The following is a 15,923-nucleotide window of genomic DNA, read 5'->3' on the forward strand; positions in this document are numbered from 1 at the left end:
ATAAAATATTGCTTTCTGCACGCAGGTAAGGCATCAGCCCTCTCGGTTCACTAACGTTTATGGAGCTCAATCCCTTCAACCATTTGGCTTTCGGCCCGCCACCTAACTGTCTACGCTTAAAGACTAGAGTTACCTTTAGTCCTCCAAGACTCGCTACGAGCGAATGGCTAGTTCTTACTCGGCGGGAATCCCACCCGCTATATGATACGACCTAGGCTCGGCCGCACACCTGCCCCTTTAGTTCCATAAGGAAAAGCTGCCTTAAAGACAGCTCCAATCTTCAGCTAACGCACCCGTTAGTTTAAGTAGATTTCTTCACAAACTCCACTTTTTAGTATTTCAGTTAATACAGGACAGGAATGCTGCCCCGTAGTTTATCCATTTATGAATTTCCCTAATGAATAAACCAATAAAATTAATAATTGATAAAGAGTAAAGGGGATTAGTGTAAGGAATGGGATGTACTTCATCTTATGTTGTTCTTTCCTTATCACAGCGATAATCGTACATATAATAGAAACACCATACAGGCTCAAACTACTAATTAGTAATATATCACTAAACTTAATTATTTCAATTGCAACAAATAAAAGTAATGGAGCCATAACTCCAACTATGGCTGACGTAAAACTAAACATATTTTTCTTCATTTCAATTTCTATCCTCAATTCATTTGATAATGGTGGTGGCAGCCACACATCTTGAACTATAGCACAAGTTAGCTTAATAAAATTTTCTCTGTTAATCACTCTTTTTTTTCAATAATAGATTTATTTAATCCTACTTGTCTTATGCAACTAACCTGCACCGATAGTTGCATAAAGAAAGAGCTGCCTTAAAGACAGATCTGATCAGCTAACGCACCGTTAGTTGCATAGTAAGTACTATAATATTTTTGTATTATCCCAAATTTCTTTTAAAGGCTTTCCATCCAAGGTTGCCTGTTTTAGTAGCTCCTCAGTTGTTCTAAACGATTGTAAATCGAATTCATAATCGGAGAGATGCCATTGGTTGGAATGTTCATTAATGTGATAAATGTGGTCTTGAAAAGAAAAACTGACACTGTTATCTAAACTCAAATCCCTTTGTAAATCTTCATAAGAATAGTTGAGTTTTTCGATAATCATCTCAGCATACTGTTGTACACCAATATCGGTATCATTTTTGAAAACCTCTATAAATTCTTGGATTGTTTTATCATCTAATTGATACGTTAAATAATTCCATACAATGTCAGCAATATCATTTCTTAAATATTCATTAGGATGATTACATAATTTTAATAATTGTTTACTCAACCACTCTACATCAGACTCAAATTGCGATAGATGAATTAAGGCATCCCTTATTTCCTCTACCTTATCTTGTTGTATTTGTATAAGGATTTCAAATTCCTCCTTGCTGTATTCCTTCATCTGAAGTTCAACATCATCAAAAGGTTCGGATTCTTCGGTATATAGACGTTCTAAAAATTCATCAAAATGTTCAGCTATTTTTATAATCTTTTCATCATCGTTATCTACAAAAACAATCGGAGGCTCTGAAGAAACATTGCGATAGTCAAAAGCAACCCAAGTATGTCCATCTCCATTAAACAAAATCAGTCCTTCGGGCATTTCCCATTCTTTAATTAAAGATTCGCTTTGTAATATACTATCTTTTTGACCTATGCCAAAAATATGGTCAACGTTAATATGGTCATCAGCCCACGATGTTGGAACATCAGATGGATACGAGTTAAATTTAATATATCCCCCGTTTTGATCCTTGAGGATATTTATGTACGATTGTGGTAATTTTATTTTCAGTTTTTCTTCTGCTTTTTCAACGATTTCATCAGTTAATGGTTCTAACTTGTAATAATCACAGTCCTCTTCCCAAATAATTTTCCCCACTGAAATCACTCCCTAAAAAAATAATATTTGTTGAGACATTAATTATAAATTGTTAGTTATTGATTCGTATCTCTTTGTTGAACTAAACTGCCCCGATAGTTGCATAACAAAAAAGCTGCCTTAAAGACAGCTCCGATCTTCAGCTAACGCACCCGTTAGTTGCATAACTAAACCTTGGATACTTCCCATAAACCAATAGAAAACAAAATGACCATAAGAAGGCACACTATAATATATATCGCCTTTCTTACCTTAAATGGTAGTAAAGTTATCAAAAGATAAACAAAATTACTGAAGATTCCTGCTCCACTTACTACTTCACTCTGCTCTTTATCTTGCTCTTTAGTATATCTAATGGACAATATTAATCCTGTTAGAGATAAAAGAACAAGGAAGAGAAATCCTATATCTATGCTCAATTCAATTTTCCTCTCTTATTATAGGTGGATCTCGTTCATTTATATGCACTTTTCACCACCACTTTTACAAGCTTCTGAATCTAATATATTATAACTCCTTGTTGAACTAAACTGCCCCGTTAGTGCCATAACAAAAAGGCTGCCGAAGCAACCCCTCTTTTTGAACTAAAGCACCCGTTAGTTCAACAAGAAACTCATCTTGTGTTCCTTTTATGTACTTTAAATTCTCCTTAAGTTACATACATTTTTCATACTTAAATAACAAAAGCTTTTCAGTTAGCTGAACTTCTCCTATCTTTTCATAGCCAAATTTCTCATAAAAATATTGATTTTTTTTGTTTAAATATGGAGTATATAAACGCCAAATTTTTATCAATGGAAATTCAGCCTCCATTAATTTCATTATCTTTGTTCCGAGACCATTATTTTGATATTCGTTTGCTATGAATAGTTTGTCTAATAACAGTATATTTTCTTTTTTACGGAGATCTATTCCACCGATAATGTTGTTATTTAACCATATTGTGTAATGAATATAGTGTTCTATATTTTCGATTAATTTCTTAGGTGTCTCATTTACAGGAGTTGTATCGTGGTCTTGGTATAACTTATAGTCTTCTGCAAAAGCCTTTTTTTGAATAGTCAACAACATATCTACTTCAGTTAAACTTGTTCTTTTGATGGTAATTTCCATCTATGATGCACACCCCTTATTTGAATTTCTTGTTATCTACATATTCTATACAAATTGTGAATTATCCTTGTTGAACTAACCTGCCCCGATAGTTGCATAACAAAAAAGCTGCCTTAAAGACAGCTCCGATCTTCAGCTAACGCACCCGTTTGTTTAAGTATAATTCTTCACAATCTCGTTCCCAAAAAAAGAGTTACCAAGAAGCACTTATTAAAAAGTCACGAAACGATCACTTTATTATTCCCCCATTGTTACATTTACGTCATTACACCTGAAAATAGACTATTTCTCTGACTCTAATAAGGTTTATAACGTGTTGGTTATAAAAAAGAATGAATTAAAAATAGAATTGCAAAAGCAACACCAGACCTCAAATGCCACTTCCGGTCCATCCTCTGATATCGAAATATTCCCGATATAGGAACTGGAAGCAGGACTAGCAAGGAAAGCAATCCACTTATATTATTAAAATCAAATTTGAAGCCGTGCATAAAGACAGCTACCGCATGCAAGATGATAAAAGCGATAGCGATAATCGCTGCCGGAGTATGCCATCTTCGGGCAAAGCGCAGCAAGGTGGACAACCATTTTTTCACCTTGCCTTGACCTTTCAGAATACGAAGCCTAATAACACGAAGAAGCACATAATAAGCAAGTACAAAAAATAAGGCAATTCTTGCATTGGAGCCAAAACCTTTAAATGTATGTTCGAACTGCCTGCTATGTAAAGTGGTTAATGAAAGTTGTAATAGTCCCTTAAGTTCCCAAAGCATTATCGAAGCAGAGATAATAATCGCCACGATTACCCATATACGTTCCTTTTTAGGAATCCATCCTTGTTTTTGGACCTTGATTTCCCGTGTATTCATTGATCTGTCCTCCTATAAATAAGATTAGTGTATACACTACATTTCTTCATTTTTAAATTAAAAAATAACATAACTTTTAGATTCTTAACTTGGTCATTGTCACCGAAACCCCATCTACTACTTAAGTACCCGATAGATTAAATAAAATTAAATTAATTCTGTAAGAACCTTGCATTAGGTCTCAACACTACGTTGTTCAACTAATATCCGAAAACAAACCACTTAAAGTTAAAATAACCTTTAATTTTATTTAAATACAATGTAGCACGATAAATGAATGTATTTTCTATAATAATGAATTTTTAATTATAAATTAATTGAAAAAACAGGTATGAATAAGACAAAAAAGCTAATCACTTTTAGGTCACTAGCTTTTTCACATTCAATACTAAATTAAAGTTTTTTAACCTTGATTGCGCTCACCATTAACTAAACTGCAGTTCCATAAAGAAAAAACTGCCTTAAAGAGAGTTCCGATTTTAAGCTAACGCACCCGTTAGTTCATTAAAGACTTATTGTAGAGTTGACACAAACTGTTCATTAATAGCAAAGATGAATCATTATTGTAAAAAATAAGCCTAATAGGCTTATGATAATCAGTCGCTTTTAAAAAATAGACCTGTAATATCAAAGTTTCCATCGTACCACTTATTAATAATTTCCCCAGTAGTTAAAGTAAATAAATCTTTAGCAAATTCAATCTCAAGACTATTTCCAGGAGTAATTGGATACTCTTTCATCGCGGTTTTGATTTGCAGATGATTATCGTTTTTAGCCAAAATTGGAGCCATAAGAAGAATTTGTGTTAACTTATTTTCGTCAAGATCCATAATCTTCAAAGTAAAACCTCCTTGGGTAATAAGGAGATAATACCATATTAAGGAAGTGCTTAGTAATTTCTTTATGTCACAGTTCGACTACACTTCTTATGGAACTATCCTGCCCCGTTAGTTCCATAAGGAAAGAGCTGCCTTTAAAGACAGCTCCGATCTTCAGCTAACGCACCCGTTAGTTTCAACTAAATTACTTATCCTTATTATGCAGTTCAAATGACTCTTCAGAATCATCCCATTTTACATTTACCTTTATAACTTCGCCTTCACCTACTAGTGCTCCACCTTCTGAACCTCCACTAGTTGTAAATACTTTTTCGCTAGGTGGTTCATTGTATTGCTCTGTTTTAGTTCCACTTGAAGAAGTTGTTTCATATGTGTATTCAAGGTTTTTCATGGAAGATAACTCTTCCAAAGACCCCTTGTATTTTAATGTAAATACATAGTTCTCTTTGCTAGAATGAGTTGTTTGTTTGTTATCATTTTCTCCCCATATTTCTGATGCTTCATAAGAATATACAGCTTCCCAATGTTCGCTTTCTCCTATAAATTGATAATTATGTTCAGTCGTTTCCGATTTAGTATCTTTTTTAGTCGTTTCGGCATTATTTTCTTCTTTAGAGGTTTCCGCATTATAATCTTTGTTCGATGCGTTCGTACCACAAGCTGTTAAAACCATTATTATAAATAACATAGTGAATATTTTCTTCAACTAAACTCCTCCTAAATTATAAAATTGAATTCTTTATCAATTTTACCATTTAAAGGTTTTTGGTTGAGTTTCGATTGGGAAATTTTTATTCAACTAACCTGCCCCGATAGTTCAATAAGACTTATTGTAGAGGTGATATATACTGTGACATAAAAAAAAAGACGGTTTTACCGTCTAATAGATTGCACTAGTTTTTTTAGTAAAAATAAAACTAATATAGCGAAAAGAGAAGTTAGAATTAATCCTGGAATATTGGACGAATCTTTTTATGGATTCGTCAACAATTTTTCTTCATTTGACCCAAGCTTGATCGTGTATTCAGTCGGTATCCATAAGCCTGTATTCTCATTTCTTCCTTGGAGAACATATTTCGGGTTGTTTTTGCCCATCCGTTCTGCAGCTGTTTTCGCAAGCTTGCCGATATCACCTGTTTTGAGGCGGTTGATAATTAAACCGAGTTTCAAACTCTTTATTGTCAGCATTTCATAATCTGTGCTGCTGTCTCCCGCTACGAATATCGGACCGTATCCGCCCCGCGTTTTGGAGATGGCGTGTTCGATCACTTCCACCTTACCTTCTCGAGCAGTGATCGGCCAATTGTCTTCATATTCTGCTTGAGTAATTCCTTCCTTCTTTTTTAATCTCATCCCAAAGACATTTTCCTTTGGAACGTCGTAGCCGTATTTTGGATTTGACGAAAATACCTCCACCACCTCTTCCATCGAAGCCGAAATAACAAAAACGTCAATCCCATTCTCCATAAAAGTATGCATTAAGTTTGCGATTTCCGAGGCCAGACGCAGTCCTGTTTTATAGGTAACTTGAACAGTACCGGCTTTTCCTAACATTGACCCAGGACTGATAAGCGTCACCGATGCCATTTCCGCCCCTAAATTATAATCATTTGAAGCCTCTGCAAGCTGCTGAACTTCTTCGGTCGACATGTTGGCAAATAAATAAAGCACCCATGGATATCCGATTTCAACACCGTATGTTTCCCCAATGGCTTCATACAGAAAGTACATTTTCGCTTTAAAATCTTTAAACTGATCAGTTGAATGAAGCGTTTCTAACCTCTCTTTTCCATTCATCCCATTATAGTTGGAATAAAGAAATTCGTAATCGCGCTTCAGATCCTCGGCGATTTCCTTAAGAGTTACCGCATTTCCTTGAAGGTTTTTAAACTCTTGTGAAAAGGGTCCATTCGGCACATTCTTTTTGATCACTTCATAAAACTCTTCCGGTTGCATGTTATATGCCAAGTGATCAATTTGATAAAGAAAGAGGGCCTCCTCCGTATCATTCATGATACTCGTATGATCCCAATCAAAAACAACATAAGGTTTTCGATTTGGATCGTATCCTGTACTTCCAGCACAATGCTTATCAATTAGGTTTTGAACAGACTTATAGGTGTCAGGAGCCCATTTCCCTTTATCGAGCACTTGAATACAATGGCCCTCCCTATTTTGCGGAGTCGAAACCGCTTTTCCGCTTGCAGCCGCTCCTAAGGAAGCATACAAAAACAAGCAAATAACGATCATGCCAAATAAAGCTTTTAATTTAGTTCTCTTATTCATATTATCCCTCCCTAAAAAATGCAAAAGACGCCTGCCCAATAGCTCGTTATTAGCTATTGAAACAGGCGCCATTGCCGATTGATTCTTTTATGCATAAATATTATCACGAATTTTCAAAATAATCAAATATTTATTCATGGTTCTTTTCTTAACAATTGTAACTTTATAAAAAAGGATTTCTGTGATACCTATTCAATTAAGCGCCTGTTTTGCTCAAAAATCACAAAAGAGCTACATTCATACGGCTAATTTTAACATCTTACATGTTTGCGTTTAAAACCAAGCCTTCCTTTATCAACTGCTTTTTGAATACTTTCGTAAGCATTTAAAATACTGCTTTTTTTCTTGTCCCGTTTGACTTCTACTATTCCTATTGCCTTTGCGGTCTCGACTGCCTTTTCATGGAGTGGCACATATGAAATCGCCACGGTGTATAGAAAATTATTCATAGCGGATTTCGTTTGTTCTGGCGAATCGTGAATCGTATTTTTCACAATGTCAAGCATATTGGAAATCTTGCTTTCTGAAAATTCAACGTCTAGTCGATTCCCTAAAAGCCAGCAGTAGCAACTCCAGCCCGCTGACATTCTCAGCTCTTCACCGCTTGCGATCCATTTATCTGCAACTTCTTGTGCAATATCTGACTCTGATAAAGTTACAGCCACTACAAAATCGGACAGCATATAAAAATACGCAGCATCCATCCAACGATCATAATCCGACTCAGTCATGGCTTTTGGGTCTGCAATAATGCCTGCAAAGTACATTGCATCGTAGTTCCCCGTGAAATAAAGCTCTTCAGCTAAACTTTGACTTATTTTTATTTTCTTTGCAATTGGTTTCATAGCTCCTGTAGCCACGCCAAAAAGCGGCTCATGCGCACCATTGGATATGTATATTTTTTTAGTTCGTTCCTTGCCAAGGGCTTCAAGCTCCTGCATAACCATTTCTAAATTCATCGTTTAGCACTTCCTTCTTTTTGGAGTTTTTCACCTAATATTTTACCCATCAAATATATGACCATTATCCTATAACAAACTACCATTTGTAAGCAGAACTACCGTCTAAGCATATCAGTGTTACGCAGGAATCCACTAAATGCATGTTGGCACTTTGTTCTTGAACAGATGGTAAGAAACAACGCCTTCTGTTACAGCCAAGGCTCATCCTTTTTATAAAAAGCGTTTTACCAGGTCTATTGTTGTGGTTTTTTCTAGATTTTTTGTTTTTTAATTTTCATGGGAGTTCATTAAGAATAAGGCGATGCTTCAATAAAGAAATAGGGTATATCCTTTTATGTATTACTATTAGTTCATTTATTTAATTTCATTTTAGACTTTAAATTTAAGATAAACTCGTACCCGAAAGCTACTAACAATCCAGTCCAAAAAATTACAACGGAAGTAAAAGGATCAACTCCATATATTAGAAAGTAAATATAGTTTATAAATAATAGCAACATATAGGTGTAAAAACCAAGTATTGCCCCTTTTCTCCAATTAATTGACTCTTTTATAGACATACTTCTAAAGAATTTCATTTTAACCCTCCACAATATAAATTTACCCTTGCAGTTCCATTAATGCTTAGTCACCCTAATGCGAATCTTTTTGTCATTTTCGAGTATTTGAAGTAAAGTTTGCCCACTTGCAGGAAGAAAGGCACATAAATATACGTTCAATTGAATTGGACGATATTTGGCTGTCTGTATTATGACAATTCCCCCATGCTCTGACCCACGAAAATAACCTGTTCAGATTCACAGCCAAAATGCTGCATAGACGGTCAGTAAAGTCTTCCAACGTAACTTTGGAAGATACAGTTTTATCCTTTTCATGTCCGGGTAACTCCAAGGTTAATACCTGATGTCAAGTGCCACAAAGGGACAACCCTCTCCCAGCTACACTCTCCATGTCATGCTCCATGAACTAACAAATATGTACTCATATAGTCACTCCTTTTTATCTTACGCCTCATTAAAATTTCAATTAAAGTCCACCGTCTACACCATCAATCTTTATCCCTCTACTCCAATCACGAGTGACTTTTAATTCATGATCTATGGTGGTTATCGTGACCTCTCCTTCTTTCTCATAAACTTTAGATGAATTCTCGTCATAAACTTTAAATTCCGTTGTGTATGTGTAATCTATTGTGCCGTCTTCATTTTTCCTTTGTTCTTCAAGCTTCACATCTTGCACTACAATGCTTTTATTAATTTCTTTGGCTACCAATGAAGGGATTGAATAATTACGGTTAAGAATTTGGGCATTATATTCATCTTCTGATAAATATTCTTTAACATTGTCTGCAATTTCAGCAAAGGTTGGCGGATTGGCTGGATCTTTGATGGTATATCGTGCGGTATAATAGCCTTTAAATAACTTTTCAGCCTCTTCCACTTTGACCACATTTTCCTCTTTAACAGATTTCCGCTCTGATGCCCCACCGTTTTCTTTGACTACTTCCTTGTTACATGCACTTGCCCCTATAATCAGCACAAATAAAACAATGGCCAAGAAATTTTTTATATTAGCCACCCCATTTTTATACATTTCAACTATTACCAAAATGAATTTTATTAATGGTATGAGAAGCTTTTAGTTGTTCAAAATAAGATGAGGGCAGATTACTTATCATACAAAATCAACAAAAAACAAAAAATATATTGAAATATCAATTTTATTTAGTTATAATACGATACGTTCTTAAATATTAGTTTGTATATAATTTTTAGAAAATTTAATAATTTTTCAAAATAGTAAATTTTGGTTTTTTCGTGGAGGGTTTATTTTGTCTAATAAAGTACCATTTTCATTTATAGTAGTGATTGGGTTAATGTTATTTGCCCTATTCTTCGGGGCAGGAAATCTAATTTTCCCGCCAATGCTTGGTCAGTCAGCTGGAACGAATATCTGGTCAGCTAATGCAGGCTTTCTAGTAACCGGAGTAGGATTACCGTTACTTGGTGTAATGGCACTGGGTTTTTCGGGAAAAGATGATCTACAATCATTAGCAAGCCGCGTCCATCCCGTGTTTGGTATTGTATTCACAACCGTTCTTTATTTAGCCATTGGTCCATTATTTGCAATGCCAAGAACAGGAAACGTTTCTTTTGAGATCGGTGTCAAACCATTTTTGCCGGAAGGTTTCGGGCCGCTGCCTTTACTTATTTTCACCATCATCTTTTTTACGATTTCGTGCCTTCTTTCGCTCAATCCTGCGAAATTTGTCGAAATTGTGGGGAAAATTTTAACACCCATCAAGTTAACGTTCATTGGAATCCTGGTGGTAGTCGCTTTTGTTCATCCAATTGGTGATTTTCAAGCACCTGCCAAAAGCTATACGATTCAACCATTTTTCAACGGGTTCAAAGAAGGCTATTTAACAATGGACACTCTTGCATCTTTTGTTTTTGGAATCATCATCATTAATGCCATAAAAGAAAAAGGTGCTAAAACAAAAAAACAAATAATGATCGTTTGTGGAAAAGCGACCGCAATTGCTGCCGTTATCCTTGCTACCTTTTATTCAGCTCTCTCTTATATGGGTGCTTCAAGTGTCGAGAAATTTGGACACTTGGATAATGGAGGAAATGTCTTAGCAAAAGTCTCGGATTACTATTTTGGAGCATATGGTGGGCTATTATTGGGATTGATGATCACAGTAGCTTGTATAACGACGAGCGTTGGACTCATTACATCGTGCTCGACGTACTTCCATAAATTATTTCCAAAGCTGCCTTACAAAACAATTGCAATAAGCTTATCCATATTTAGTGCAATAATTGCCAATATTGGACTAACCGAGTTAATTGCAATTTCCGTACCTGTAATGACAGCCATTTATCCATTGGCCATTGTATTGATTTTCTTAACATTTTTCCATTCCATGTTTAAAGGAAGGCCTGAAGTTTATCAAGGCAGCTTATTTTTAACATTCATCATCAGTTTAATGGATGGATTAAATGGAGCAGGGATTCACATTTCATCCATCAATGATTTTTTCACTGAAATCCTTCCAATGTACGATACAGGGCTAGGGTGGGTCATCCCTGCAATAGTCGGAGGAATCATTGGGTATGCCTTCAGCATCTTACGTCCGGGTCATAATCATCAAATTGATTAATGATATAAAATCGGTCCAGGAATAATTCCTGGACTTTTTTTTCTGTAGGCCGAATTATTTTCTTGTAGTCGAATTGTCCTCTCGACATATGTAATTTGCATATTGATTGGAAAAAAAACTGCGATAAAGGCAGCTCCGGCTATAGCTGGATAGCAGGATTTAAAATCCCATTTCTTGTATCTTCTTATTCGTTCGTAATTTCCTCAGCAATTGAAAAATTTGCCCCCTATGATGTGATTCATGTTCAATCAAATGGTAAACGACCCACTCAGGCGTGACGTCATATTGGTCAAGCACCCTCGGTTTACGCCAATCCGTTAGATTCATTGAACGGAAGTTTGAAAGAAAAACTTGACGTACTTTATTAAGGCGGTAGAAATGTTCTTCTAATGTTTGTCCTTCAATATGTGTTAGGGAGCCATCATCAGCACGGCATTCCAATGGAAACAAAGCACGGATTTCCGAATCCCATTCCGTAACAAGTACCTCCTCGTATAACCAATCTGCCTCGACCAATGCTATGTGATATAACAGCGAGCCAATCGTTTGCCTTTCATCCATTTTCGAATCGAGTGAATTTTGGCTGATTCCAGTTAATTCCGTTATAAGCGTACGGCGAACATCTTCTAAACACCATAGCCACCGCCCAATTTCTTCTTCATATTCCGGTAATGCAGATACAATTAACGCTCTTCTCTCCAACAGGATCATCCTCCTCTTCTAAAAATACATTCTATTTAAAATGTTTGCTTCCTTCTTTACATTGAAATTCCCTGTTAATAATGAAAAAAGAGCAACCTTCAGATTGCTCTTTCGTTTGTATCTGATTTTTTCGTTTTATGTTATCTGTGACAAGTAAATCGATATTAACTCCCCAAAAAAAGATTGGATCTCATCTCCTCTGATATACGCCTGCTTTGTAGATAATCCTGTTCCCGTTCTTGTTCAACCATTATGCGTTGCTCCAGTTTTTGAGCATATAGTGCATAGCCGATACCATGAGCCTGAAACATTGCTTTTTCCATTGCCGACGTGTACGTTAATTCGAGAAAATTAATGAAGAATCAATCCTTTCCAAAGTAAATTTCGTACTCATCTTATCATTGAAAATGATAACTTACAAAGTTACTACAGCTCCATATTCACTGATAGTTCAGATTTCCTGACAGCTGTTCTTATCACCGTGTACGTAAACGCCATATCCCTCCATCTTCCTTCATTTTCCTTTTTTAATTACAAAATTCTCCAAATTCTTTAAAAAATTAGGCTGTTTTCCATACTTTGTTGCTATTTACCAGGTAGTGAGTTGTGGTTGATTTCCCCTCCAGATGCTCGCTTTCCTTGGAGCGGGCGGTGAGCCTCCTCGGCATAAACGCCTGTGGGGTCTCACCTGTCCCGCTGCTCCCGCAGGAGTCTCGCACTTCCGCTCCAATCAACCTTAAATAGTTTCGTTTTAAAAACAACAATCTTTACGAAAAGAGCCAAAAATTAAAAACCCCATTAACAAATTGGTTAATGGGGCTGAATGTTTATTTATATGAACCGAATATTTCCTTTGCCAATTTACGTCCAGTCGGAGTGGCAGCAAGGCCGCCTTCTGCCGTTTCACGTAGTGCAACTGGCATGGTCAATCCTATTTTATACATGGCATCGATAACCTCGTCACATGGAATGCGGCTCGTAATGCCTGCAAGTGCCATATCAGCTGCCGTTATCGCGTTGGATGCCCCCATTGCGTTGCGTTTCACACAAGGAACTTCAACCAAACCTGCCACTGGATCACAAACCAATCCAAGCATATTTTTCAGTGTGATTGCCATCGCTTCCGCGGCTTGACTTGGTGTACCGCCGGCCAGTTCTACAATCGCAGCTGCCGCCATTCCACTTGCCGAGCCCACTTCTGCTTGGCAGCCACCAGCTGCTCCAGAAATGGAAGCATTGTTTGCTACCACGAATCCGAAGGCAGCGGAGGTGAAAAGAAATTCAATCATCTCTGCCCGGGTCGGGTTTAGTTTTTCTTTCACGGCAAACAACGTACCGGGAACCACGCCCGCAGAACCGGCAGTCGGAGTGGCACAAATCATCCCCATTGCTGCATTCACTTCGTTCGTCGCAACCGCTTTACTGACGGCATCCAATAATAAATTGCCTCCGAGTGCCTTGCCCGTCTTGATATAATTTTGCAAAAGAACGGCATCCCCGCCCGTTAGGCCTGTAACGGATTGCACCCCTTTCAGACCTCTTTCCACCGCTTGTTCCATCACCGTCAAATTCCTGTCCATCTTTTCAATGATCTGTTCTCTCGACAAGCCGGAGAATTCCATTTCTTGTAAAATCATGATTTCCGCGATTTTTACATTTTTACTTTCAGCAAGTTCAACCAACTCTGCTACATTTCGGAACATGTTTTTACCTCCTTATCTATACCAACACTTTTAAAAATTCTCATTCAACCATCCTTATGACTTGCGAAACGTTTTCCAATCCCTCAATTTCTTTCATGATATCGCCCTTGATCTTCTGATCGACTTCAATCACCATAAGGGCCATTTGACCTTTTTCTTTTCGTGAAACTTCCATATGTCCAATGTTAATTTCATGATTCGCCAATACTGTCGAAACCGAAGATATAATTCCAAACACATCGTTGTGTACAACTAAAATGGCTGGGTTTTCACCTGACAATTTAAGCTTGAACGTATTCAACTCCGTTATTTCTATTGTTCCCCCGCCAATGGAGATCCCAACAAGCTCTATTTCTTTATCCTCGTCGAACAGTCTGATTTTGACTGTATTAGGATGATCCATCACCGTATCCTCAATTGTAAAGGTAACTTCCATACCCGCTTCTTCCGCTATCGTCAATGAAGTGGGAATTCGTTCATCATCCGTATCGAAATCCAAAATCCCCCCTACGACAGCTACATCCGTACCATGTCCCCGGTAGGTTTTTGCAAAAGAACCATACAAAGAAATGATGGCTTTCTTCGGTTGTTTTCCAAATAATGTCCGTGCTACTCTGCCGATTCTGGCAGCTCCTGCTGTATGTGAACTAGAAGGTCCAATCATAACGGGACCGATTATATCGAATGCAGATCTGTATTTCATTGTTCAATGCCCCTTTTCTGGCAATAGATTTTTTTAACGGCCATTCATTATGCCGCTTTTTGCTCTTCATTCACCCTTATTTGTGAAACGGTCCTGATCTTATAATTCTTGAACACGATCGAGCCAAGGAAACCAACCGCAGCTCCCACAACTGCACATATTCCAGCTGTGATCGTCACCTTTATAGGGTCATTGAAACCGTACATAACTGCCAACCCTGCAATTGGTGTTGCCGTCCCTGTCGCATTATTCACTAAGCCAAACATGGCCACGACCACACCTGCAGCCGCTCCGCCAATGAAATTGGTTGCATACACAGGAATCGGGTTTGCAGATATGACATCCGCTTGTGTCAAAGGTTCTATCGCAACCGCAATTGTAGTACTTCTATCTCCAAATTTCAAGCGATCGAACAAAACAAAGTTCATGAAAGATGATCCAAATACGGCAAGAGCCCCGATTGCCATAGGAAGTCCCGTCAATCCAAGCATTGCTGTCAAGGCCATCGAGCTTAATGGTGCAGTGGCGACGACGGTGATGACTCCGCCAAGAATGATCCCCATTAAGATTGGATTACTGTTTGCCGTTTCCGTAATGATTCCTCCGATATTCAAAAGCGTTGCATTGACCAAAGGCGTTAAATGCTCACCAATAAACCGAACGAGCGGTGCTGCAATGATGATTGTAACGATTAAATCCAATCCAGCAGGGACTTTTTTCTCGATCACTTTCACAAGGAAAGCAACGAGATATCCTGCGAAAAATCCAGGCAGCAAACCTAAACCAGCACATGAAACACCAAGTAATAGAGCATATACAGGGGAAACCCCTAGTGCTAATGCAACAAGTGAAGCCGCTGCAACGCCTCCCATGCTACCTGCCGCATCCCCTACTTCTCCAAGGAATTTGATATTAAATAAATCCCCTCCGACATACCGCTGAAATGCTTCCACGAGAAAAGCGGCAACCGCTGCATTGGCAAGAGCACCCATTGCTTTCATCCCTTTTGGGGCTTTAAAACTGAATAAAGAAAATAAACCAAGTACCAATAATAATAAGGCCGTTCCTTTTAAAATTTCCATTAACGTCTCTCCTCTTAGTGAATAGTTAGTATACTTTGACTTAATATTTATAGGCGAACTACTAATTCATTTGCGATTTTCCGATTAAAGAACAACATCATCGGTCCTTTGTTTTCGTTCCATAGTTGGCTGTGTCTCTACGAAAAAATAAGGAGTAGAATTAAATGAATTCTTACTATATTAAGATATCTTTATTCCACCCAGAATGTAAACCCTTTCATTTTATATCTCATATTAACATATATCGGTATGCATACCTATCAAAATTTTTAAAATTTTATAGCAGAAGTAATGTTTGATTTTTCAGTATTTTGAAATAATTAAATCACCTTTTAATAATGAGTTTAACAGCTTGACCCTTTATGAAGAATATTGAAATTGAAAACGTACTGGTTCATTTGGTTTTTCTTCTCTCTGTTTTTCAATGTATTTGGGAAGCTCATCTTGATTTAATCCTGGCAATACATCAACTCCCAACTTTTTTCTAGTGAGATCACTCGCTGTTTCTGCAACATTTTGCGAGGAAAATCCTGCAAATAAGAAAAGGGATTTTCCCTTTCTTGCTTGTACACTTAAAAATGCGCGTTTGATAAAATTCATTTT

15 protein-coding genes and 1 pseudogene are annotated in these 15,923 nt (G+C 37.2%); 1 reads left to right on the forward strand and 15 read right to left on the reverse strand.

Translation table 11 applies throughout. From position 1 onward, the window contains the following. Positions 1–1,451: 1,451 nt before the first annotated feature. From AC1DVK_RS15925 to AC1DVK_RS15960, 8 genes and pseudogenes are all read right to left on the reverse strand, one after another. A pseudogene (locus AC1DVK_RS15925) lies at positions 1,452–1,895 on the reverse strand (SMI1/KNR4 family protein); the annotation flags it as partial. Positions 1,896–2,549: 654 nt separating this feature from the next. Next, the gene (locus tag AC1DVK_RS15930) at positions 2,550–3,008 is read right to left on the reverse strand and encodes a GNAT family N-acetyltransferase (protein WP_477626879.1); all 459 of its coding nucleotides are present in this window, start codon (positions 3,006–3,008) and stop codon (positions 2,550–2,552) included. A gap of 320 nt (positions 3,009–3,328) precedes the next feature. Continuing rightward, complete coding sequence (locus tag AC1DVK_RS15935) at positions 3,329–3,877, reverse strand: hypothetical protein (RefSeq protein WP_477626880.1); 549 nt, start codon at positions 3,875–3,877, stop codon at positions 3,329–3,331. A 596-nt stretch (positions 3,878–4,473) separates the two neighbouring features. Beyond that, on the reverse strand, positions 4,474–4,716 hold the full coding sequence (locus tag AC1DVK_RS15940) for a hypothetical protein (protein ID WP_328132097.1): 243 nt from the start codon (positions 4,714–4,716) through the stop codon (positions 4,474–4,476). 184 nt (positions 4,717–4,900) lie between these two features. Beyond that, positions 4,901–5,422, reverse strand: a complete 522-nt coding sequence (locus tag AC1DVK_RS15945; protein ID WP_477626881.1) for a hypothetical protein — start codon at positions 5,420–5,422, stop codon at positions 4,901–4,903. 266 nt (positions 5,423–5,688) lie between these two features. Next, positions 5,689–7,002, reverse strand: coding sequence for an HAD family hydrolase (locus tag AC1DVK_RS15950; RefSeq protein ID WP_477626882.1), 1,314 nt, complete (start codon positions 7,000–7,002; stop codon positions 5,689–5,691). Positions 7,003–7,253: 251 nt separating this feature from the next. After that, the gene (locus AC1DVK_RS15955) at positions 7,254–7,961 is read right to left on the reverse strand and encodes a DNA alkylation repair protein (protein WP_477626883.1); all 708 of its coding nucleotides are present in this window, start codon (positions 7,959–7,961) and stop codon (positions 7,254–7,256) included. A 1,029-nt stretch (positions 7,962–8,990) separates the two neighbouring features. Next, the gene (locus AC1DVK_RS15960) at positions 8,991–9,557 is read right to left on the reverse strand and encodes a hypothetical protein (protein WP_477626884.1); all 567 of its coding nucleotides are present in this window, start codon (positions 9,555–9,557) and stop codon (positions 8,991–8,993) included. Between the two features lie 238 nt (positions 9,558–9,795). On the opposite strand from AC1DVK_RS15960, the gene brnQ reads away from it, so the two are divergent. Then, a complete protein-coding gene (gene brnQ, locus AC1DVK_RS15965) occupies positions 9,796–11,130 on the forward strand; it encodes a branched-chain amino acid transport system II carrier protein (protein ID WP_061465140.1) in 1,335 nt (444 codons plus the stop codon). A gap of 159 nt (positions 11,131–11,289) precedes the next feature. Here the strand turns inward: brnQ and AC1DVK_RS15970 are convergent, their stop codons facing one another. From AC1DVK_RS15970 to AC1DVK_RS16000, 7 genes are all read right to left on the reverse strand, one after another. Further along, on the reverse strand, positions 11,290–11,832 hold the full coding sequence (locus tag AC1DVK_RS15970; protein ID WP_477626885.1) for a DinB family protein: 543 nt from the start codon (positions 11,830–11,832) through the stop codon (positions 11,290–11,292). A 164-nt stretch (positions 11,833–11,996) separates the two neighbouring features. Continuing rightward, the gene (locus tag AC1DVK_RS15975; protein WP_472673206.1) at positions 11,997–12,155 is read right to left on the reverse strand and encodes a YuzK family famiily protein; all 159 of its coding nucleotides are present in this window, start codon (positions 12,153–12,155) and stop codon (positions 11,997–11,999) included. 237 nt (positions 12,156–12,392) lie between these two features. Beyond that, complete coding sequence (locus AC1DVK_RS15980) at positions 12,393–12,593, reverse strand: hypothetical protein (protein WP_477626886.1); 201 nt, start codon at positions 12,591–12,593, stop codon at positions 12,393–12,395. 66 nt (positions 12,594–12,659) lie between these two features. Beyond that, positions 12,660–13,535, reverse strand: coding sequence for an L-serine ammonia-lyase, iron-sulfur-dependent, subunit alpha (gene sdaAA / locus AC1DVK_RS15985; RefSeq protein ID WP_061465143.1), 876 nt, complete (start codon positions 13,533–13,535; stop codon positions 12,660–12,662). A 40-nt stretch (positions 13,536–13,575) separates the two neighbouring features. Beyond that, the gene (gene sdaAB / locus AC1DVK_RS15990; RefSeq protein WP_061465145.1) at positions 13,576–14,238 is read right to left on the reverse strand and encodes an L-serine ammonia-lyase, iron-sulfur-dependent subunit beta; all 663 of its coding nucleotides are present in this window, start codon (positions 14,236–14,238) and stop codon (positions 13,576–13,578) included. Between the two features lie 47 nt (positions 14,239–14,285). Then, complete coding sequence (locus tag AC1DVK_RS15995) at positions 14,286–15,320, reverse strand: PTS sugar transporter subunit IIC (RefSeq protein ID WP_410862691.1); 1,035 nt, start codon at positions 15,318–15,320, stop codon at positions 14,286–14,288. Between the two features lie 360 nt (positions 15,321–15,680). After that, positions 15,681–15,920 carry a hypothetical protein gene (locus AC1DVK_RS16000; RefSeq protein ID WP_477626887.1) on the reverse strand — a complete coding sequence of 80 codons (240 nt, stop codon included), beginning with the start codon at positions 15,918–15,920 and terminating at the stop codon, positions 15,681–15,683. Positions 15,921–15,923: the final 3 nt, after the last annotated feature.

Source organism: Peribacillus sp. P4_B1 (assembly GCF_056402395.1).